The organism is Flavobacterium cutihirudinis, assembly GCF_003385895.1.
GTDB classification, from domain to species: Bacteria; Bacteroidota; Bacteroidia; order Flavobacteriales; family Flavobacteriaceae; genus Flavobacterium; species Flavobacterium cutihirudinis.
Map to the genome: position 1 here is coordinate 46770 of NZ_QRDQ01000011.1, position 20599 is coordinate 67368.

A 20599-nucleotide genomic window follows, 5' to 3' on the forward strand; every position below is an offset into this window, starting at 1 on the left:
TATAGCTCTTTGTAGGGTAAAAATGCGTGGTTGTATATGTTATAGTGTAGTGCAGAAGTCCTCATTTTATATTTGCCCAAAAAATGAATTATGAGCAAGTTTTTATTGATGTTCTTTTTCGCTGTCACGATGCTGTCGTGCGGTACGGATACAGATGCTGGTGAGTTTGTTGTTGGATCAGATTATCTGGCGGTAAACAATAAAGTGATATTAATTGATACGGTTACAGTCGATATGTCTACTATAAATTTTGACTCCTTAGTAACTTCGAGTCAAAGCCGAATTCTGGTAGGAAATTACGATGACCCAATCTTCGGAAAGGTGAAGTCGAATAGTTATTTTCATCTTGCGGGATCCTATACTTTAGCATCAAGCGGATCTGATACAGAATACACAAATTTTGTTTTTGACTCCATTTCAATGATTTTAAAATATGACAATTACTATTATGGTGACACAACGAAGGTGCAGACATTCGATATTCATAGACTTACTCAAAAAGTAAAACCAAATACAGACGATGATAGTTTTTATAATAATTCGGCTTTAGCTTATAGTAGCGAAAGTCTCGGAACTATTTCATATAAACCCAGACCGATAGAAAAGGATTCCATCAATATTAAAATGGACAAAACTTTTGGGAATGAACTTTTTCAAAAGATAAAAAAGAGAGAAATTACAAGCTTTGATAGTTTTACAGAATATCTAAAAGGACTTGTTTTAGTGCCATCAAGCTCTAATTCGTCGAGTATGATTGGGTTTAATGCAACAACAAGTAAAGTAAGATTGTACTATTCAAAATATCAGGCCGATACTGAAGACGAGGCGTATCACCTTGATTTTACAATTGCAGATGTTTCGAAGCAGTTCAATTCTATATCGCTTGACAAAACAGGAACGCTTATTCAAAACTTACCGGTTTCCAGTAAAACACTTTCTAGTTCACTTACGAATCAACAAGGATTTATTCAGTCGGGAACAGGTGTGGCTTGCCGAATTGATTTTCCAAACATTAAACAGCTAAAATACATTGCAGACAACGGTGCAATAGTTAGTGCCGAATTACTTGTGAAACCTGTTAATAATACCTATTCACAACAATTCGTACTTGGTGATTCCTTAAAGGTATATGTGGGTGATAACTTAAACAGGATTAGTGGTTCATTAGTTAATTCTGCTGGCTCGGCAGTTTATGGAATCTTAAATAAAAAGAGTGATGAGTTCAATGAAAATATCGCCTATACTATACCTGTTGGTAGTTTTTTGCAGAAGGAAATGCTAAAGAAAAGCGATTCACGGTCTAATCTTATCTTAACGCTGCCTGGGATTTCAAAAACAGTAAACCGACTTGTTTTGGGCGATCAGAAGCATCCAAATAATAAGATTCAATTGAAAATTTATTACATCTCCTATTAATGAAAAAGAATATAATTTATTTGAGTTGCTTCATTTTATTGTCGCTGACTTCATTTGCCCAAAGTATTTCCAGTTCTCCCTATTCACTTTACGGTGTAGGAAGTCTGTATGATTCAGAATTTGGTGTTCTACCTTCGATTGGATCATCGGGTTTGGCTTTGCCTTCCAGTACTTTTATCAATAATCTTAATCCAGCATCGCTTGGATTTATTCCTTTAAATCATTTTATGTTTGATGTAGGAGGGAAGGCGATTGCGACCACTTATCAAAGTAGTTCGAGAAGTGAAAACCGAAATAATTTTCAGTTTTCGCATATTGCTTTTGCATTTCCAGTTACTAAAAATTCTGGTTTCAGTGCCTCATTACGACCTTATTCGAGTGCAACGTTTAAAATTTCTAATCTTAAGTTGCCAATATCTGATAGCCAGGAATATTATTATTTGACAGCAGAAGGTTCAGGTGGATTAAACAATTTTGATTTTTCATACGGATATCGATTTGGAAAGAAATTTTCAGCAGGTGTTTCTGCATCTTTATTGTTCGGTAATACAACCGATCAGAGAAGTTACCTAATAACGAGTACCATAACAGGTATTACGAAACGGACAGATTATAATGGTTTTAGAGGAACACTTGGTGTACAATACAAAATAGATTCAACTTTTACGATTGCTTCTACAATAAAATTGCCGACACAAATAAAGGCATCAAAAGTGCAATCTGTACAAATGGTTGCAAATGAAGTGGTAACAAATGTTGAAACGAATGTTGCTTCAGATATTGACGATTACTATTTGCCTTCTGAAATAGGATTCGGAATAAGTAAACGTTTTAAAAATAATCTGAATATGACATTGGATTATGAAAAAAGCTTTTGGGATGACACCAACCAGTCGGAGTTATACGGAGATTTTGTAAATCGTGACAGATTTGCATTGGGCTTCACTTATAGTGCGACGAAAAATATTCGAAAATATTGGGATAGGGTACAATATGCAATGGGAGCAAATTTTGACAATGGCTATCTCGAAATCGACGGAAAAAGAATCAATAATGCTGCAATCTCAATTGGACTTTCGTTGCCTATTGAAAATACTTTCTCAACTTTGAACATTTCCTATTCGTACGGACAAAAAGGAAGAATTTCGGATAATCTTATAAAAGAGAATTATCATAAATTATCACTCAATCTTTCTTTAGATGGAATTTGGTTCGTCAAGCGAAAGATTGAATAGTACTTTAGAAATCCTTTTGGATGACATCATATTTATGATCTAATATCGATTTCAAAACTGTCGGATTTGAATTGACATAAAATTCAGGTATGCTATTTTTAGCATCTGAAAAACCAACCTTTTCGCGAAGAATATTTTGCGTCTGACGGGCCACTGCTTCTCCAGAGTCTATAATCTGAATGTGGTCCGGCAGAATTTTTTTTATTTGAGGAATCAAATAAGGGTAATGACTACAGCCCAAAACAAGATAATCAATATTGGCATCAATCATTGGTTTTAAATAAGATTCCAACAATTGTGTCATTTCTGGCGAGTTAAGATTTCCATCTTCTATAAGCTGTACTAAACCATATCCAACTTGTTCAATTATAGTTGTGTTCTGAAACATCTCGGCAGTTTTATTAAAAAGTTCACTATTTAGAGTTCCTTTTGTTGCCAAAATACCTATAACCTGCGTTTTCGAATTGTTCGCAGCTGGCTTAATTGCAGGTTCAATACCAATAAACGGAATGTCATAATCTGCACGAAGTTCTCTAATTGCGTTTGTTGTTGCTGTGTTGCATGCCACAACAATCGTTTTGCAATTCATTTCAAGTAAAAAATCTACATTCTTTTTACTTAAGGCAACAATTTCCTCTTTGCTTTTTTGACCGTACGGCGCATTTTTGCTATCGGCCAGGTAAATTGTTTTTTCGTTTGGAAGTAAATCATGAATGGCTTTCCAGATGGATGTTCCTCCAATTCCAGAATCGAAAACGCCTATAGGATTATTGTTTGTCATATAACAAAGTTACATACTTTTTGTTTTTTCTACAATTTACATTTACAATAAAATGCCATTTTATTGTAAATAAATTACTATATTTACCTATAACCCAAAAAATTATAACCTATGAAAATTATTAAAAATTTAGTTGGCGAAAGATTATCTAAGGATGAACTTAAGCAAGTTAAAGGTGGTACCGCACCTCATTGTAATACTGGTAAAATTTGTTATCGTGGAGAAAATGATAAAGGCGAACTACTTTGGGATTGTGTGCCATTAACAACAGAATGCAAAGATTTTCCATAAAAAAGAGGAGTGTTTACACTCCTTTTTTTATACAATGAATTCTATTGACAATATGGTTTTAAAAAAAAAACGGCTCAACTTTTAAAGTCTGAGCCGTTTTTTTTAACAGGAATCTTTTTTTAGAATCCTAAATCTTTTTTTACATCAGCAGTAATGTTTGGACCATCAGCTAAGATAAGAGAAGAACCATCTAATACATATTGGAAACCTTTAGCTTTTCCAACTTTTTGAATAGAAGCTTTTACTTTTTCCATTAATGGTTTTACGATATCGCTTTCTTTTTGTTGTAATTCTTTTTGAGCATTGTCTCTGTAATCAACAATTCTTTTTTGCATGTCCTGAACTTCTTTAGAACGATCTGTGTTTACAGCTTCAGTAACTGTAGTAGATTCAGTTTCGTACTTTTTGATTTTTGTTTGATATTCATCAACCATTTTTTTGTATTCAGCATCGTATGTTCCACTTAGTTTTTGTAGTTGATTTTGAGCATCTAACATAGCAGGCATTTTCGACATAATCTCGCTAACATCAACATGGGCAACCTTCGCCTGTGCATTCATTGTGTTACTTGCTCCTAGGATTAATAAGGCAGCAATTAGTAAAGTTTTGATTTGTTTCATCATTTTTAAAATATTAATTAATTATTGGTCGTATTTGTTTTTTGTGTTTCGGCTTCTTTTGCTTTTTTAGCCGCTTCTCGTTCTTCGAGTATCTTTTTTCTTCTTTCTTCTAATTCTTTTTTACGAGCTTCATACAGTTTTTGTCTTTCAGCTGCTTTGTCAACAACAGGTTCAGTTGTTGCAGGAGCGGTTTCAGTTCCTGTAGTAGGATTTGCTGTTGCTGGTTTTGCTGTCGCTGATGCTGGATCCGTTTTTGCAGCTTCACCTGTTTTTGCAGTTTCAGAAACCGTGCCATTTTTTTTAGCTTCCCTTTCAGCTTGTATTGCTTTTCGTCTGTCGTCGTATTCTTTTTTCTTTGCTTCCTGCTCTAATCTTCTATCTTCAATCAGTTTTTCGCGGGCTGCTTTTTTCTCGTCTAATGCTTTCTGACGATCAGCCATTGCAGGATTCTCATCTATTTCATTTTCCTTGCTCTCTTTAACTTCCTGCTCTTTTAATTGCTTTTTAGTTAATTGTTCTCTTTTGTCTGTTCTGTTTAAAACACGAAGAACCTGATCACTGATGTCAAACTTTTTATTACTAAAAAGCATTGTTAGATCTGATGATTTATCAAAAACAAAATCATAATTTTTCGCTTCAGCTATATCTTGAACTGCCGTGAAAACCTGATCTTGAATTGGTTTTGCTAAAGCTGCTTTTTGTCTTATTAAATTCCCGTCGGCGCCAAATTGTTTTTGCTGATAGTCTAACATTTCTTCTTCAAGAAATTTGATTTCAGTTTCCCTTTCGTCTATGAGTTCTTTTGTTAATAAGGCTTTTTCAGCTTTAAGACCCTCTTTTAATTTATTTATATCTAACTTTTTAGTCTCTATTTCCTGTTTCCATTTCTGAGCTTTGAGCTCTAATTGGGCTTTGGCTTCTTTATAATCAGAAACGTTTTCCAATATGTATTCCATGTCAATGTAGCCTATTCTTGTCGTTCTTGTCTGAGCCTGACTTGTATGTGCTACAATCAAGGCTAAAAATATAAATAAATATTGTTTTCTCATAACATAACTTTATTTGATGATTTTTAACCAAACGTTATTTTTCTAAAATTGTTGCCCAATGATAAAGTGGGTTTCCCAACCATTCGGCTTATTAGACGGCATACCAGGGGCAGCATCAAATCCATATCCGAAATCAATACCTAATAAACCAAATGCAGGCATGAATACTCTTAAACCTACACCGGCAGAACGATATAAATCAAACGGATTATAGTCCTTAAATGTTGGGTATGATGACCCTGCCTCTAAGAATGTTAATGCAAAAATAGATGCCGATGATTTCAAAGTAATTGGATAACGTAATTCCATAGAGAACTTGTTATAAATTGTAGCTCCAATTGGATCTCCAACACTGTTTACCGGCGTCAAGCTGTTATTTTTGTATCCTCTTAATGCAATAGTTTCTCTACCATCCATTGAGTACTGTGCCATTCCATCTCCTCCTAAGTAGAAACGCTCAAACGGTACAACACCTCTTGCCTGATTGTATGCTCCTAAGAAACCAAATTCAGTTAATGTTCTTAATACCAGTTTACCGTAAACTTTAGTATACCAGTCTGCTTTGAATTTAATTTTATAATATTCTAACCAATTGTATTTCTTTTGATCTACTAAAGCCGGATCTGCAGCAGCTTCCTGATAAGTTGCTACTTTATTGTTGTTTGCATCAAGATAATCACCTTGTTTAATCATCTGTCCGTTTGCATCCGGCGCAGTTGCATCTGCAGCAGCTCTTAATTTATATTCTTCCTGATTACCCAAATCCGCATAATCAATACCATTGAATAATGAATATGGAGGTGTTACTTTTGCGGTAAGACTAAATTCCGAACCATATGTTGGGAATATTGGGTTAATACCTTTATTACTTCTCGATATTCCAATAGTGTAAGCTAAGTTTCTAGATGCTCCATTACCAAATGTAAATAAACCAGTGTTATAATTGTTCAAATCATAATGTTGGTAACTTACAGATTGTGATAATACAAAGAAGTCATCCGGAACTGTCAACCTTTTTGCGAGACCAACTTGTACTGTAAAAATATTAAAACTTTTGCTTTTGTCTACATCTCTTGTAATATAATTGTTTAAGAATTGTGTACTGTAAGAGATAGAAGAGCTAAATTGTACTGGTTTTTTTCCTCCAAACCATGGTTCTGAAAAGGATAAACTGTACGTTTGGAAATAAGTACTTCCTTGTAAACGAAGTGCTACTTTTTGTCCATCTCCCATAGGAAGAGGCTTATAAGCATCTTTGTCGAACATTTTTCTCGCAGAGAAGTTGTTAAACGAAAGTCCTAAGGTTCCAATGAAACCTCCACCACCGTAACCTCCCTGAAGTTCAATCTGGCTCGATCCTTTTTCAACAACCTGATATTCGATATCAACTGTTCCTGCCGCTGCATCAACATTTCTAAATTCAGGTTTGATTGCTTCAGGATCAAAGAATCCTAATTGTCCAATCTCACGAATTGTTCTTACCAATTCATCTTTACTGTATTTGTTTCCTGGTTTCGTTCTTAACTCACGGTAAATTACGTGGTCATTTGTTTTGTCATTACCAGTAACATAAATTTTATTGAAATATGCAATCGGACCTTCTGTAACTCTAATTTCAAAATCAATTGTATCGTTTACTGTTTTAACCTCTACGGCGTTAATATTAGAGAATAAATAACCGTTATTTTGGTAAAGGTTTGTGATATCTTCACCATCTGGTTTAGATTTATCAGCGATACGTTTTTCAAGTAAAACACCGTTATAAGTTTCTCCTTTTTTAATTCCTAAATAGCGGTTTAATGTCTGGTCTGAGTAAACAGTGTTACCTAAGAATTTAATGTTTCCGAAGTAATATTTGTTTCCTTCTTCAAGATTAATTTTGATGGCAAGCATATTTTTATCCTTGTTGTAAGTAACAGAATCAGAAATAATACGAGCATCACGATATCCTTTTTCTTTATAAGCAGCAATAACTTTTTCTAAGTCAGTCTTGTATTTTTCAGGGATAAATTTAGAGGCTTTTAAAACACGAAGGACATTTTTTTGCTTAGTGTCTTTCATGGCACCTCTTAATTGGGTGTCAGTAAGTTGCTTGTTTCCAGTAAAATCAATACTGCTGATTTTTACTTTATCTCCTTTGTCAATACGAACAAGCATATTTACCTGATTTCCGGCTAGCGTATCAGGAGTATTGGTTATTGTAACTTTAGTATTATAATAACCTTCTTTTTTGTATTTGTTTTCGATGTAATTTTTTGTGGTAGTTATTAAGTTTTCATTGACAATTTTGTTTTTTGTCAAGTTATTATCCTTAATAAGTCCTTCGACTTTACTTTTCTTAACACCAACAATTTTAACTTCGTTTAGTTTAGGAAGTTCTACGATGTTTAAATCCAGATAAATACTATCATTTTCTACCTTATTAATATAGAAAGCGATTTCATCAAATAAACCAAGTTTACCTAATTTTTTAATAGCGCCACTAATTTCTTCACCTGGTACAGTTATTTCCTGACCTTTTTGAAGACCAGAAAATGTAACAACAGTTTGTTCATTGAAGCTTATTTTACCAACAACCGAAACTTTAGCAAGGATATATTTTTTTCCCTGATCAAAAGGTACTCTATCTTGTGCTTTAATTTGTGAAAAACTACCCAAAAGTAGTAGGGTAAGGACTATTTGTACTCTTTTTTGTAACACTAAAAAATTATTTAATTTGTTCACTGGTTTTTCCAAATCTACGTTCTCTTTTTTGATAACTAATGATAGCCTCATATAAATCTTGATCTTTAAAGTCTGGCCATAAGACATTCGTAAAATACAATTCTGCATAGGCGATCTGCCATAGCAAAAAGTTACTTATTCTATGTTCTCCACTTGTTCGTATTAATAAATCTACGTCAGGTAAATTTTGCGTGTAAAGATGCTCATTTATAATTGAATCGTCAATAGTGTCTATTGAAATTATATTATTTTTAACTTTATCACTGATGATTCTCACAGCATTTACCAATTCTTCTCGTGATCCGTAACTTAAAGCCAGTGTTAGTGTAAGACGAGTATTGTTTTTTGTTTTTTCAATAACGTCTAAAAGCTCTTTTTGGGCTGTTTTTGGTAATTTATCAAGATTTCCAATTGCATTAAGTCTGATATTATTTTCCTGCAGTGTAACCAGTTCTTTTTTTAATGAATTGATTAATATTTTCATTAATGCTTCAACTTCAAGTTTTGGACGATTCCAGTTTTCTGTAGAGAATGCATAAAGTGTTAAATATTCAATGCCAAGTTTGGCGCAGGTTGTAATTGTTTTTTTTACTGATTTTGTTCCGTTTTCATGACCAAAAGCACGTAAAAAACCCTGTTGTTTTGCCCAACGTCCATTTCCGTCCATAATAATGGCCAGATGTTTAGGTAAATTTGTGTGGTCTATATTGTCTAGTAAATTCATTTTATTATTCTGCGCAATAGCAAGGTTTTTGTCCAAAGGTATAAGTTAAAGTCACACCTGTAAACACATACCAGTCATTATTATTTAAGTTTCCGAATTTTATAATATTTGTATTGCTGGTGTCTGGATTACTCCCGTCGATATTGTCTGTAAAAGTATATCGTGCACCAACTTCTGCTCCAATTACAAAATGAGGAGTTACATTCGACTTTATCCCCAATGTCATCGGGATCGCGAATGTACTTGAGTTTGCTCCATCGATTGCATTTTTTGGATCTTGTTTATCTCGATACAAACCATCATAAAGAAAAAAACTTAAGCCTGTATATATATAAGGTGTAATTTTTGTATGATAATCGTGAAGGTTGAAATCGAAAAAATTAAATTCTAAACCAGCAGAGAGTTCCTTTACATTGTTTTCGAATCTGTATTGTCTTTTATTTCTTCCTGTTTCGTCTGAATCAATATCATTTCCCGCAATTGTTGATTGTGTATAAGAGAAACGGTAAGCGTGGCGTGGGCTCTTGTTCCATTTATATAATACTCCAAAAGCAGGTTTGTTTGGATTAATATATGTTGTACTTCCGACATCACCAATAAAGTTACTTCCACCAAGAAAAACACCAATCTCATTGATTTGAGCATTTAGTGTAATAAAGGGGAAAAAACATAACAATAAATTAAAAATTTTCTTCATTTAATTCAGAATTGCGTGCAAATATAATAATTATCATTTCGAATCAACGTTGCTTTAGTTAAATGTGCTTTTTTTTCAATTTACATTATGATTTTGAGACATTTAATGAAGATTCGGTACATGCAGAACGAGAAAAAGTACTGATATCGTATAGTTGGTCGTCAGAAAAAGGCTTAATTTCTTTTGTCTTCGCCCCAAAGTAATTTGTTTCTTAGAGTTTTAAGAAAGGTTTCTCCAGGAATCTCAACCATTTTTATTTTATAATCTGTTTTTTTTATTTTCAGAATAGATTCATTTTTTACGGATGAAATCCTGGAATCTAAAGAAACTAAATATTGGTCTTCTCTGCCAGAAACACGTAATGTAATTTCGGTATCGTCAGGAATAACCAATGGTCGTGTAGTTAAATTATGTGGTGCGATAGGGGTAATAACCAAACTTTTTACATCAGGCGTTAGTAGCGGGCCACCGCAACTTAAAGAATATCCTGTAGATCCTGTAGGTGTAGAGATGATTAAGCCATCTGCCCAATAAGAATTAAGGTATTCATTGTTCAGATAAGTTTCAACAGTAATCATCGACGTAGTGTCTTTTCTACTAACCGTTACTTCATTCATTGCAAAATTGAGTTCGGCTATAGCTTCATTTCTCGGTTCGCAATGTAAGCCTAATAAAGTTCTTTCTGAAGTTGTGTAATTTTGGTCGATTACATATTGTAAAAGACTGTCAATGTTCTCTTTTTGAACCTTAGCTAAAAATCCTAAACGGCCAGCGTTAATACCTAAAAGTGGAACTCCTGAATTACGGACTAAAGTAGCTGCTCTTAACATTGTTCCGTCTCCTCCAATACTGATTAGCATTTCAAAACTATTGTCTAAAATGGTGTTGGAAGAAAATGTTTTATAGTCTTTTTTGACAAGTTGCTTTTCATAAAGCATTTGAAGAAAGTTTTCTTCTATAACCATTTCAACTTTGTTGGAAGTAAAAAATTGGAAAATGTCTTTTATAATAGGCTCAGTACTATTTTGGTAATATTGTCCGTAAATGGCTATTTTCATTATTTTTAAATTAGATAATTTGTCAATGTGTCAATTAGATAATTTGCAAATGTGAAAATTGTCTAATTAACTAATTTTCTCATTGGCACATTTATAATTTATATATTAAGGTATTTGTCCAAATAATCAGAACGTTCCTTAAGACTATTAATGTAAGCGTCTTCCTGATGCTCAGAGATGATTTCGTAATTGTATCGTCTAAAAGTCTGGATAATTTCGTTCATTGGCCCAACGCTAATTTTAACCGTTATCTGAACATTTTCCAAATCGGTTTCAGAGATAAAACAACCTAATATTTTTCCGTTATTACTTTCTACAATCTGAGTAACCTGACCCATCGAATAGTCTAAAAGCCCTTTTTGAACGATGATAATGCCACCTTGTTCTTTTAAAAAAGGTGTTTCCTGAAAGAATTTCATGATGTCTTCCATTTCATAATATCCTATATAGGTATTATTTTCATCCAGGACCGGAATGGTATTAGTGTGGTTTTTGGCAAAAACTTCCAAAACGTCCAGCCAAATCATTGATTTTCTGGCAAAAAAACGCTCTAAAGTATATTTGTAATCTATCGTTTTTTTGTCTGAATCAAAAGTTTCAATATCATCGGCAGAGATACTGCCAATAAAGATACCATCTTCTATAACTGGGAAATGCGAAAAATCAACATCAGCAAAAAAGTCCTGAACAGACGCTATCGTTTCCTGACTATCAATCGCTTTGAAATCATTGGTGATATAGTTTGTAATTTCTGTCATAAATCAATTGAAGATATTTCCTTGCAAAATAATCAAAAAATACCAAAAACTACGACGTTTTACTTTGTATTTTTGTCTTTACAAATATAGTGTTACTAGAATTAATTATTAGTTATATGACAAAGTTAAGTGTAAATATCAATAAAATTGCAACCTTAAGAAATGCTCGTGGAGGGAATGTGCCAGATTTATTAAAAGTTGCGGCAGATATTCAGAAATTTGGTGGGCAGGGAATCACCATACATCCTCGTCCGGACGAACGTCACATTCGTTATCAGGATGCTCGCGATCTAAAAGCAATTGTTACTACAGAATATAATATTGAAGGAAACCCGCAGCATAATTTTATTGATTTGGTTTTAGAATGTAAGCCGGATCAGGTTACATTAGTTCCGGATGCAATTGGTGCAATTACTTCATCGGCAGGTTGGGATACCATAAAAAATCAAGAATATTTGACTGAAGTTATTCAGGAATTTCAGAGAAACGGAATCAGGACTTCGATTTTTGTTGATCCGGTTTTGGAAATTATTGAAGGAGCAAAAAAAACAGGAACAGACCGAATTGAATTGTATACCGAAGCTTTTGCGCATCAATATGATTTAGGAAATAAAAACGGAATTGAGCCTTACACGAAAGCTGCAGAATTAGCAAACGAATTAGGTTTAGGAATTAATGCCGGACATGATTTGAGTTTGGATAATATTCAGTTTTTTAAACAAAATATTCCGGGATTATTAGAAGTTTCAATTGGTCACGCTTTAATTTCTGAGGCGCTTTATCTTGGTTTGGATAATGTTGTTAATATGTATTTGAATAAATTGAAATAAGATTAAAAATTAAACAATTATAACCTGAGATAATTGGGTTATAATTGTGTATTTTCGCACTTTTCTTATTAAAAATCAAAGTGCCGAAATCTATAATTCTACTGTTTTTACTCTGTTTTTCTACCGTATTTTCGCAATCTAAAGCAATAATACAAGGGACTTTAAAATCTTCTGAAAATGAAAATCTGATTGGTTCAGGTGTTTCTATTCAATCCAAAAATCAAATTTTTTATGTTATTTCAGATTCGGCAGGAAATTTTTCTTTAAAACTGGATTTAGGAAAAACACATATTAAAGTTAAGCAATTAGGATATCTAGAAAAGCAATTTGACTTTGAACTTAAAAAAGATACGATACTTTCAGTAGTTTTAGAAAAGGATGTTTCCGTTTTAAATGAAGTTGTTGTTGCAAACACAAAAAAAAGTGCCATAACCAATCTTTCCGGTGGTAAACTGTCTTTTAATTTAAAAGAGTTGTCAGGTGTTCCAACAGTTTTAGGAACTACAGATATAATTAAGCTTTTGCAATTGACCCCCGGTGTACAAAATTCAGGAGATGCAAATGGTTATTTATACGTTCGTGGAGGAGATCCTGGACATAATGCTATTTTGTACAATGGAACTCCTGTTTATGGAATGTCACATTTGCTCGGGATTTTTCCTTTTTATAATACGGATCATATTAAAGACGTAGAATTTGATAAATCAAGTTCGAATGCGAAATATGGCGGGCGTTTAAGTTCGACTACACTTTTAAATTCCAATAAAAAAACACCTTCCGAATTTGAAGTTCAGGGAAATCTTGGAATTCTGGCTTCGCAATTGACATTCGCAGTTCCGTTAACGGCTAAAACAGGATTTTATATTTCCGGTAGAAAAACCTATATCGATGAAATTGTTGGGCCAATAGTGAAATCTGGTTCGAAAAGCAATGATGTTCAGGATATGAAATATGGTTTTTCTGATGGAAATTTTACTTTCTTATCGCAACTTTCAAAAAAGAATCTTTTGGCTATTGATGCTTTTTTAACTGGTGATGAGTTGAAAATTAAAGACGGGAATCTTGCTTTGAAAAGCAGTTTAAAGTGGAGCAATTTTACAATATCACCTTCCTTAACGACAGTTATTTCTCCAAAAGTAACGATGTCAAATTCGGTTTATTTTAGTCAATATTCAAATAATCTGAATATGGAACAAGCAACAATTCAATTCGATGTTTCGTCCTCTGTTAAAGATTTTGGCTTTACAAACGCATTTCGATATTCAGTCAAAAATATTCCTTTTGAAACTGGGCTGCAATATGTTTACCATGATTTGCAACCTCAAAAAGTAAATGTTGAAAATTTTACAACAGTAAATGATATTTTTCGAGATAATATTACTGCCAATGAAGCTGCAGTTTTTACTACGGCAAAACCAAAATTATTTGAAAATCTTACTGCCGAATTAGGTATTAGAATCAATTACTATACTTCTGGATCTAGTGATTCTTATTTGCATTTTCAACCTAGAGTTTTGTTGAACTATTATCCAACTGAGAAATATTCTTTTTATGCTTCCTATAACAAGCAGTACCAGTATTTGAGTTTGATTACGACTTCTAGTGTCGGAATTCCGACAGATTTTTGGATTGCCAGTTATGACGGAATAAAACCGCAATCTTCAAATGAATTTTCTATTGGTTCTAACCAGAATTTATCTAGAAATTTTTCATCTTCTTTTGGAGGTTTTTATCGTTCGATGAAAAATCTGCTTGAATATCCTTATGGGATAACTCAATTTAATGAAATTACAACTTTCAAAAATGATTTATATGTAGGCAAAGGAAAGGCATATGGATTAGAAATGATGCTGAAGAAAAGTAACGGGAAATTTAGCGGCTGGCTGAGTTATACATTAAGTTGGTCAGATCGAAATTTTGATGAATTAAATAATGGAGAAACCTATTTTGCAAAATATGACAGACGCCATAATCTTTCAGTTGTTGGAATGTATGATTTAAATTCGAAGTGGAATTTTGGCGTTACACAGGTTTTTAGTTCGGGTAATCGTTTTACAATGCCAACTTCCTGGTATTTTATAAATAATAATCCGGTGAAAGAGTATTCGGGATATAATAATGCACAAATGCCAAATTATATTAGAACAGACATTTCTGCGAATTACTTTTTTGTGAAAAATGCAAAGAAAGAAAGCGCATTAAATTTTTCAATTTACAATACATTTAATATAGCCAATCCAATTTATGTGGTTCTGAATGTTCAGGTTAACGATGATAAAAATAGTGTGATTGTAAAACAGGAGAAAAAGGTTTTATATCGAATTCTTCCTTCAATCAGTTGGAGATTTAAATTTTAAGACATGAGAATATATATATTACTTTTTTTAGCAGTACTAATGACAAGTTGTTCAAATGATGATTTTAGCGAACAAAAAAGTATTGAATCTAAAATAGTTGTTGAAGGTTGGATCGAAGAAGGCGATTTTGCTAATGTTTTATTGTCCAGCAGTATTCCGGTTGCAGATGTTATTGATTCGACAAATGTTTTAAATCATGTGATCAGATCTGCAAAAATCACAATTTCTGATGGGGAAACTTCAGAAGTTTTAAAAGTGAAAAGTGATAAAAACAGAGTTCCACCGTTCGTTTATTTTGGGAATACTTTAAAAGGTGTTGCCGGAAAAGAATATTCTCTAAAAATCGAATATTTAAATCGAGTAGTTGAAGCCGTAACGACAATTCCAAAATCAGTACCGCTTAAAAGTGCCGAGTATATAAAGAAGAACCCGACAGATACTACAGGTTATGTTTTTGTAAAATTTGATGATCCTGTTAATGAGAAAAACTATTACCAGATTGCAACAAAAATTGATGGAGAAGAACCCATTTTTGTTCCTTCGTTTTATGGCAATCTAGATGATAAAAATTTTGAAACACCTTCAATTGCTGTACAGATTAACAGAGGTGTAATTTTGTTTCCTAAAACTAAATTCACGCCTTATTTTGCCGATGGTGATTTGATTTTTGTGAAATTAAGAACACAAACAAAAGAAGCGTTGGATTTCTGGAACAGCTGGCAAAATGAAATTGTAAACAGCAGAAATCCAATATATCCTGCAAACACAAGTCTGAAATCGAATATTAAAGGTGGAATTGGAATTTGGGCTGGCTACGGTAAAAGTATGCTAATTGTAAAAACGCCACCAAAAAAATAAAGCCGATTTGAATTGTTTCAAATCGGCTCTAAAATATATTTTTAAAAACTATTCTTTGTTGAAAGCTTTTAAGAAATCTTCAAATTTAGTTTTAAGATTCTCAAAACCTGTTGAGAAGTAAGCTCCCATTTCTACTTCAGTACTGTCATTGAATTTTAAATAACTTGTGCTGTAGTAATAATCAACTGTTGAGCCGTCGTTTTCTTCTTTATCTGCATGCTGAACAACATCTGCAATTTTAGTTCCGTCTTTTTTAGAAACTAGAATTAATTTCATGTTTTTATTGAAGCTGTTCGCTTCACCTTCTGCAGTTTTTTTGTAATAATTGCTTAAGTCAGCGTCGAATGTTGGTGACTCATAGTTCGTAGGACGAACTACAGATTTTTCTAATGCAGCTTCATCTGCAGCAGCAGCAGCTAAATCCATCTCAGCAATAATAACAAAATTGTCCATAATTTGGATTAATCCATTTGCTTTACCTCTGTATTGAACAAGTTCATCGTTGTCGATCAAAGCGTCGATTTGTGCTGTGCTTCCTGCATTAAATGAAATTAAGTTTTTACCATTATAAGTAAAAGATGCTTTTGAAGTGTTAGCAGTAGCTTTTGATCCGCTCATTTCCCAGCTGTAACCATCGTTTACTGTCATTTTGTAAGCAAACTCATTTGGAACTTCTTTTCCATTAGAATATTTTGCTGTTTGAGTAAATGTAGCAGATGAAGTACCATCAATAGTTAAAACTGCATCTGATGAATTAGGAAGGAAGAACCAGTCGTTTATTTCAGTAGCTCCGTTACCGCTATAGATATAGCTATCATTGTATTTTACTTTAATATCAGAAGAAACGCTTTTAGCAGAAAAAGTTGCATTATTTGCCGTTTGAGTTTCTTTAGCAGGGAAAACAAATTTTAATTCTGTTTCTGAAGCTGTTTTAACCCATTTTTTATCACCATTGTTCCAAGTGTAAATTCCGTAAACGCCAGATACATTTAAAATGTCTTCTACTTCGTTATCGTTTTTGCCATCAAAAATGTCAATAGAACTTAGGTCTAATAATCTGTTTAAGTTTTCGATTGCTTCGATAGCATTTGAGCTTTTAGATTTGTCTAATTGAACTAACATTTCATTAGCATCAATCTCTAATTTTGCTTTTTGTTCAGTAGGAGCTAGTTTTGAGTAAGGTTGTTTTGCTAGGTTAGCAATTTGTTCTTCAAGCGTTAACTCTGTGTCTGGTTTAGTTTCGTCAGGGTTGTTGTCGTCACTTGAACAAGAAATCATAAGTTGAGATGCAACTAATGATAATAAAACGAATTTTTTAATCATGGTTTAAGTTTTTATTAAATGAATAAAATCAAGATTTTTCTTACTTAATTTCGGAATGCAAGATACATCTTCGCGTTGAAATAACATTACGGAAAACCGTAAAATTGTAATTATTTTTCTGTTAAATGAAAAACCAAAAATAATTCCAGAGAATATATTCTGTCACAGATTAATAGATAAGTTTTTTACCTTTGTAATCAGATTTTAAAAACCAAAACATAAATGTTATACTCAAAAATAGAAGGCGAAGGAAAACCTTTCGTGATTATGCATGGATTTCTGGGAATGTCAGACAACTGGAAAACACTCGCCGGACAATATGTGGAAGCAGGATTTCAGGTTCATCTTTTAGATTTAAGAAATCATGGACGTAGTTTTCATTCCGATGAATGGAGTTATGAAGCGATGGTTCAGGATGTTTTCGAATATTGTCAGGCAAATAATTTAGAAAGAATTGATCTTCTTGGTCATTCGATGGGCGGAAAAGTAGCAATGCTTTTTGCTACGACTTATCCGGAAATAGTAGATAAATTAATCGTAGCAGATATTGGCCCAAAATTCTACAAGCAACATCATCAGGATATTCTAGCCGGATTAAACGCTGTTGATTTCTCAGTAAAACCAAGTCGAAATGATGTTGAAGAAATCGTTTCTCAATATGTTTCCGATTTTGGGACGCGTCAATTTTTGTTGAAGAATTTATATTGGAAGGAACCAGGACAATTAGCTTTTAGATTTAATCTGGAAGTTTTTAATAATAATCTCGATGCTATTGGAAAACCTCTGGCTGAAGGTTTAGTTTTTGATAAACCAACTTTATTTATTCGCGGAGGAAATTCAGGTTATATTCAGGATTCTGAAATTGATTCGATTCGGGAACATTTTCCAAACCTAAAATTAGAGACAATTCCAAATGCCGGACATTGGCTTCACGCCGAAAATCCTAAAATGTTTTTTGAAATAACAACAGGCTTTTTGAAAGAGTAGTTCTTTTTTTGATAAAAATTTTATTACTTTTAAATAAATTTTAAACCTGAAAAACTATGAAATTATTACTTAGACTCCTCGTTACTGCTGCCTTGGTTTTGTTATTGTCTAATCTTTTAACCGGGGTTCACGTTGCTAGTTTTGGTACTGCCGTAATTGTTGCAGTGGTTTTAGGATTACTGAATCTTTTTATAAAACCAATTTTGGTACTGTTGACTTTGCCGGTAACGTTCGTTACGTTAGGCTTGTTTTTATTGGTTATAAATGCCGTAATAATTTTGCTGTGTACAAATATTGTGGGCGGATTTGCAGTCGACTCGTTCTGGACGGCATTAATATTCAGTGTTATTTTGTCAATTCTGCAATCTATCACGTATAAGATACTTGGAGACGATAAATAAAACAAATTGAGCAGATTAAAACTGCTTCAAATACAATAGATTAAAAACTTGGTTGGGTTGCAAAAATTTTATAATTTTGCAACCCAATTTTATTATGTAAATTAAAGAAGAAGATGGATATTAAAAGAGTAGCAACAGACGCTGTGAACGAAACAATCGTATTAAACGTTGTTCACATGGATTATAAAGGTCAGGTAGCAAAAAGAATAAACGAAAAAATGCCATTGGCAACTGTAAAAGGTTTTAGAAAAGGACAAGTTCCTAAAGACCTTGTTGAAAAACAATACGGAAAAGCAATTAAGCAAGAAGAAGTTAAGAAAGTAGTTGATTTGGCTTTGGAGCGTTTTGTTCAATCTGAAAGATTAAATCTTTTAGGAACTCCTCTTGCTAAAGAAAACGAAAACTTTGATTGGGATGCTGAAGAACTAACTTTCGAATACGAAATTGGTTTAGTGCCAAACTTCGAAATTGATCTTGAAGCTAAAAACAATATCGTAAAATATATCGTTACTGCTGATGATAAATTAATCGACGGACAAGTTGAGCGTATCCAAAAACAATTTGGAAAAGCAATTCCTCAGGATAAAGTTGAAGCTGATTCAGATTTAACTGGAACTTTCACAAACGAAGAAAAAGGAATCAACAATACAACTACAATTTCTGTATCTACTTTCAACAAAAAAGCGGGTGATAAATTCATCGGTAAAAAAGTTGGAGATGTTGTTGCAGTAAGCACAAAAGGTTTATTCGAAGACGATCACCAATTAATGGACTACTTAAAAGTAGCTCATGATGATGTTCACGGTTTAGATATCGAAGTAAACTTTACTATCGAAGCAATCAACGGTGCTGAATTGGCTGAATTGAACCAAGAGTTATTTGATAAACTTTTTGGTGAAGGAAAAGTAGCTTCTTTAGATGAATTAAAAGCTAAAATTAAAGAAGATGCAGAGTCTCAGTTTGCACAACAAGCTGACCAAAAATTATTATTAGATGTTCAGGATTTCTTGATTGAAAATACAAAATTTGATTTGCCAGCTGAATTCCTTAAAAAATGGTTGCAAACTGTTGGAGAGAAAAAACTTTCTGCAGAAGAAGCTGAAGTTGAATACGCAAGATCTGAAAAAGGTTTACGTTTCCAATTAATCGAAGGAAAAGCATTAGCGCAAAGCAATATCCAAATTACATTTGATGATTTGAAAGAGTTTACTTCAGGTGCTATCAGACAACAAATGGCTCAATTTGGACAAACTAATCCAACTGACGAAGAAGTTCAAGGAATCGTGGCTAGAGTTTTATCTAACCAAGAAGAAGTGAAAAGACTTTCTGAGCAAGTTGTAGCAGCTAAATTGTTAGATATCTTCAAAGAAAAAGCAAACCCAACAACTAAAGAGGTTACTTACGAAGAATTTATTGCTGCTTCTTACGGAGAATAAATTTTAGTCTGAAAGTCAAAAATTGTAAGGTCAAAAGTTAAGAAGCAGACTTCATTAACTTGATTTTAAAAATTAAGATTTTATTACAGAAGCTGAAAGATAAAAATAATTATATTTGAACGTCAATGGAAGTTTTTCTTCTATTGACGTTCTTTTTTTGTTTCAGGTTTCAAGTTGGTAAATGTTTCTTAGCAAAAAAACTTAGAAGCTTAGTACCTTAGAATCTTAGCATCTTAAAAAAGAAGACAAATTGACATCCTTTGCAAAAGGGTATGACCTTTGTGTAGAATAAAAAATATATACACCAAATAAACGTAAAACAGATACATATGAACTACGGTAAAGAATTCAAAAAATTTGCTACAAAGCACCAAGGAGTAAACGCAATGTATTATGATAAAATCATAGCAGCGATGAACCCAACAAACATGACTCCATATATTATTGAAGAACGTCAGTTGAATATTTCTCAATTAGACGTTTTTTCAAGATTAATGATGGACAGAATTATCTTTTTAGGAACAGGTATCGACGATCAAATCGCTAATATTGTTCAGGCGCAGTTATTATTTTTAGAAAGCGCTGATGCATCAAAAGATATTCAAATTTACTTAAACTCTCCAGGAGGAAGTGTTTATGCAGGTTTAGGAATTTATGACACTATGCAGTACATCAAACCAGATGTTGCAACAATTTGTACAGGAATGGCAGCTTCTATGGGAGCAGTTTTATTGTGTGCAGGAGCAGCAGGAAAACGTTCAGCCTTACCACATTCAAGAGTAATGATTCACCAGCCATCAGGAGGAGCACAAGGCGTTGCTACAGATATGGAAATCAACTTACGTGAAATGTTGAAATTAAAAGATGAATTATATCATATCATTTCACAACATTCAGGTCAGTCTTTTGAAAGAGTTCACAAAGACAGTGAGCGTGACTACTGGATGATTGCTGATGAAGCAAAAGAATACGGAATGATTGATGAAGTATTAAGAAGAGGATAAAAATTAGTTTCAGATTTAAAGTTTCAAGTTGCTTTGGCGAACCTGAAACT

At 33.1% G+C, this 20599-nt stretch carries 19 protein-coding genes; 10 read left to right on the plus strand and 9 right to left on the minus strand.

Going from position 1 to position 20599, the window contains the following annotated elements; translation table 11 throughout:
• Positions 1-90 precede the first annotated feature (90 nt).
• Together BD847_RS16705 and BD847_RS16710 are read left to right on the plus strand one after the other, a co-directional pair.
• A complete protein-coding gene (locus BD847_RS16705) occupies positions 91-1416 on the plus strand; it encodes a DUF4270 family protein (protein ID WP_115889423.1) in 1326 nt (441 codons plus the stop codon).
• On the plus strand, positions 1416-2651 hold the full coding sequence (locus BD847_RS16710; RefSeq protein WP_115889424.1) for an aromatic hydrocarbon degradation protein: 1236 nt from the start codon (positions 1416-1418) through the stop codon (positions 2649-2651). The genes BD847_RS16705 and BD847_RS16710 overlap by 1 nt, the downstream gene beginning before the upstream one ends.
• Before the next feature lie 4 nt (positions 2652-2655).
• Here the strand turns inward: BD847_RS16710 and murI are convergent, their stop codons facing one another.
• Entirely contained in the window at positions 2656-3432 is a 777-nt protein-coding gene (gene murI / locus BD847_RS16715) for a glutamate racemase (RefSeq protein WP_115889425.1), read from the minus strand.
• A gap of 111 nt (positions 3433-3543) precedes the next feature.
• On the opposite strand from murI, the gene BD847_RS16720 reads away from it, so the two are divergent.
• On the plus strand, positions 3544-3723 hold the full coding sequence (locus tag BD847_RS16720) for a hypothetical protein (RefSeq protein ID WP_115889426.1): 180 nt from the start codon (positions 3544-3546) through the stop codon (positions 3721-3723).
• Positions 3724-3842: 119 nt separating this feature from the next.
• Here BD847_RS16720 and BD847_RS16725 read toward each other — a convergent pair whose 3' ends face one another.
• The 7 genes from BD847_RS16725 to BD847_RS16755 all read right to left on the minus strand — a co-directional run bounded on the left by BD847_RS16725 (position 3843) and on the right by BD847_RS16755 (position 11353).
• Positions 3843-4346, minus strand: coding sequence for an OmpH family outer membrane protein (locus BD847_RS16725; protein WP_208641810.1), 504 nt, complete (start codon positions 4344-4346; stop codon positions 3843-3845).
• Positions 4347-4360: 14 nt separating this feature from the next.
• Positions 4361-5392, minus strand: coding sequence for an OmpH family outer membrane protein (locus BD847_RS16730; RefSeq protein ID WP_115889427.1), 1032 nt, complete (start codon positions 5390-5392; stop codon positions 4361-4363).
• Positions 5393-5434: 42 nt separating this feature from the next.
• Entirely contained in the window at positions 5435-8167 is a 2733-nt protein-coding gene (gene bamA, locus BD847_RS16735) for an outer membrane protein assembly factor BamA (RefSeq protein ID WP_115889428.1), read from the minus strand.
• The gene (locus BD847_RS16740) at positions 8100-8840 is read right to left on the minus strand and encodes an isoprenyl transferase (protein ID WP_115889662.1); all 741 of its coding nucleotides are present in this window, start codon (positions 8838-8840) and stop codon (positions 8100-8102) included. The genes bamA and BD847_RS16740 overlap by 68 nt, the downstream gene beginning before the upstream one ends.
• Before the next feature lie 4 nt (positions 8841-8844).
• The gene (gene porG / locus BD847_RS16745) at positions 8845-9537 is read right to left on the minus strand and encodes a type IX secretion system protein PorG (protein ID WP_115889429.1); all 693 of its coding nucleotides are present in this window, start codon (positions 9535-9537) and stop codon (positions 8845-8847) included.
• Positions 9538-9710: 173 nt separating this feature from the next.
• The gene (locus BD847_RS16750) at positions 9711-10595 is read right to left on the minus strand and encodes an NAD kinase (protein ID WP_115889430.1); all 885 of its coding nucleotides are present in this window, start codon (positions 10593-10595) and stop codon (positions 9711-9713) included.
• 98 nt (positions 10596-10693) lie between these two features.
• Positions 10694-11353, minus strand: a complete 660-nt coding sequence (locus tag BD847_RS16755) for a CBS domain-containing protein (RefSeq protein ID WP_115889431.1) — start codon at positions 11351-11353, stop codon at positions 10694-10696.
• A 116-nt stretch (positions 11354-11469) separates the two neighbouring features.
• On the opposite strand from BD847_RS16755, the gene BD847_RS16760 reads away from it, so the two are divergent.
• The 3 genes from BD847_RS16760 to BD847_RS16770 all read left to right on the plus strand — a co-directional run bounded on the left by BD847_RS16760 (position 11470) and on the right by BD847_RS16770 (position 15398).
• Positions 11470-12183 (plus strand): pyridoxine 5'-phosphate synthase, encoded by a 714-nt coding sequence (locus BD847_RS16760; RefSeq protein ID WP_115889432.1) that lies wholly within the window; start codon positions 11470-11472, stop codon positions 12181-12183.
• An 80-nt stretch (positions 12184-12263) separates the two neighbouring features.
• The gene (locus BD847_RS16765; RefSeq protein ID WP_115889433.1) at positions 12264-14540 is read left to right on the plus strand and encodes a TonB-dependent receptor; all 2277 of its coding nucleotides are present in this window, start codon (positions 12264-12266) and stop codon (positions 14538-14540) included.
• A 3-nt stretch (positions 14541-14543) separates the two neighbouring features.
• A complete protein-coding gene (locus BD847_RS16770) occupies positions 14544-15398 on the plus strand; it encodes a DUF4249 domain-containing protein (protein WP_115889434.1) in 855 nt (284 codons plus the stop codon).
• Positions 15399-15446: 48 nt separating this feature from the next.
• Here BD847_RS16770 and BD847_RS16775 read toward each other — a convergent pair whose 3' ends face one another.
• Positions 15447-16721, minus strand: a complete 1275-nt coding sequence (locus tag BD847_RS16775; RefSeq protein ID WP_115889435.1) for a hypothetical protein — start codon at positions 16719-16721, stop codon at positions 15447-15449.
• A 222-nt stretch (positions 16722-16943) separates the two neighbouring features.
• On the opposite strand from BD847_RS16775, the gene BD847_RS16780 reads away from it, so the two are divergent.
• From BD847_RS16780 to clpP, 4 genes are all read left to right on the plus strand, one after another.
• Positions 16944-17708: an alpha/beta fold hydrolase gene (locus tag BD847_RS16780; RefSeq protein ID WP_115889436.1), complete on the plus strand. Its 765-nt coding sequence runs from the start codon at positions 16944-16946 to the stop codon at positions 17706-17708.
• Positions 17709-17764: 56 nt separating this feature from the next.
• Positions 17765-18109, plus strand: a complete 345-nt coding sequence (locus BD847_RS16785; RefSeq protein WP_115889437.1) for a phage holin family protein — start codon at positions 17765-17767, stop codon at positions 18107-18109.
• 113 nt (positions 18110-18222) lie between these two features.
• On the plus strand, positions 18223-19545 hold the full coding sequence (locus BD847_RS16790; protein ID WP_115889438.1) for a trigger factor: 1323 nt from the start codon (positions 18223-18225) through the stop codon (positions 19543-19545).
• Positions 19546-19874: 329 nt separating this feature from the next.
• Complete coding sequence (gene clpP, locus BD847_RS16795) at positions 19875-20549, plus strand: ATP-dependent Clp endopeptidase proteolytic subunit ClpP (protein ID WP_115889439.1); 675 nt, start codon at positions 19875-19877, stop codon at positions 20547-20549.
• Positions 20550-20599 lie beyond the last annotated feature (50 nt).

What these genes read in the sequence shown, in the direction of transcription:
- BD847_RS16705 (WP_115889423.1), top strand. Translation starts at nt 91, where the DNA reads ATGAGCAAGTTTTTATTGATGTTCTTTTTCGCTGTCACGATGCTGTCG.
- BD847_RS16710 (WP_115889424.1), top strand. Translation starts at nt 1,416, where the DNA reads ATGAAAAAGAATATAATTTATTTGAGTTGCTTCATTTTATTGTCGCTG.
- murI (WP_115889425.1), bottom strand. Translation starts at nt 3,432, where the DNA reads ATGACAAACAATAATCCTATAGGCGTTTTCGATTCTGGAATTGGAGGA.
- BD847_RS16720 (WP_115889426.1), top strand. Translation starts at nt 3,544, where the DNA reads ATGAAAATTATTAAAAATTTAGTTGGCGAAAGATTATCTAAGGATGAA.
- BD847_RS16725 (WP_208641810.1), bottom strand. Translation starts at nt 4,346, where the DNA reads ATGATGAAACAAATCAAAACTTTACTAATTGCTGCCTTATTAATCCTA.
- BD847_RS16730 (WP_115889427.1), bottom strand. Translation starts at nt 5,392, where the DNA reads ATGAGAAAACAATATTTATTTATATTTTTAGCCTTGATTGTAGCACAT.
- bamA (WP_115889428.1), bottom strand. Translation starts at nt 8,167, where the DNA reads ATGAGGCTATCATTAGTTATCAAAAAAGAGAACGTAGATTTGGAAAAA.
- BD847_RS16740 (WP_115889662.1), bottom strand. Translation starts at nt 8,840, where the DNA reads ATGAATTTACTAGACAATATAGACCACACAAATTTACCTAAACATCTG.
- porG (WP_115889429.1), bottom strand. Translation starts at nt 9,537, where the DNA reads ATGAAGAAAATTTTTAATTTATTGTTATGTTTTTTCCCCTTTATTACA.
- BD847_RS16750 (WP_115889430.1), bottom strand. Translation starts at nt 10,595, where the DNA reads ATGAAAATAGCCATTTACGGACAATATTACCAAAATAGTACTGAGCCT.
- BD847_RS16755 (WP_115889431.1), bottom strand. Translation starts at nt 11,353, where the DNA reads ATGACAGAAATTACAAACTATATCACCAATGATTTCAAAGCGATTGAT.
- BD847_RS16760 (WP_115889432.1), top strand. Translation starts at nt 11,470, where the DNA reads ATGACAAAGTTAAGTGTAAATATCAATAAAATTGCAACCTTAAGAAAT.
- BD847_RS16770 (WP_115889434.1), top strand. Translation starts at nt 14,544, where the DNA reads ATGAGAATATATATATTACTTTTTTTAGCAGTACTAATGACAAGTTGT.
- BD847_RS16775 (WP_115889435.1), bottom strand. Translation starts at nt 16,721, where the DNA reads ATGATTAAAAAATTCGTTTTATTATCATTAGTTGCATCTCAACTTATG.
- BD847_RS16780 (WP_115889436.1), top strand. Translation starts at nt 16,944, where the DNA reads ATGTTATACTCAAAAATAGAAGGCGAAGGAAAACCTTTCGTGATTATG.
- BD847_RS16785 (WP_115889437.1), top strand. Translation starts at nt 17,765, where the DNA reads ATGAAATTATTACTTAGACTCCTCGTTACTGCTGCCTTGGTTTTGTTA.
- BD847_RS16790 (WP_115889438.1), top strand. Translation starts at nt 18,223, where the DNA reads ATGGATATTAAAAGAGTAGCAACAGACGCTGTGAACGAAACAATCGTA.
- clpP (WP_115889439.1), top strand. Translation starts at nt 19,875, where the DNA reads ATGAACTACGGTAAAGAATTCAAAAAATTTGCTACAAAGCACCAAGGA.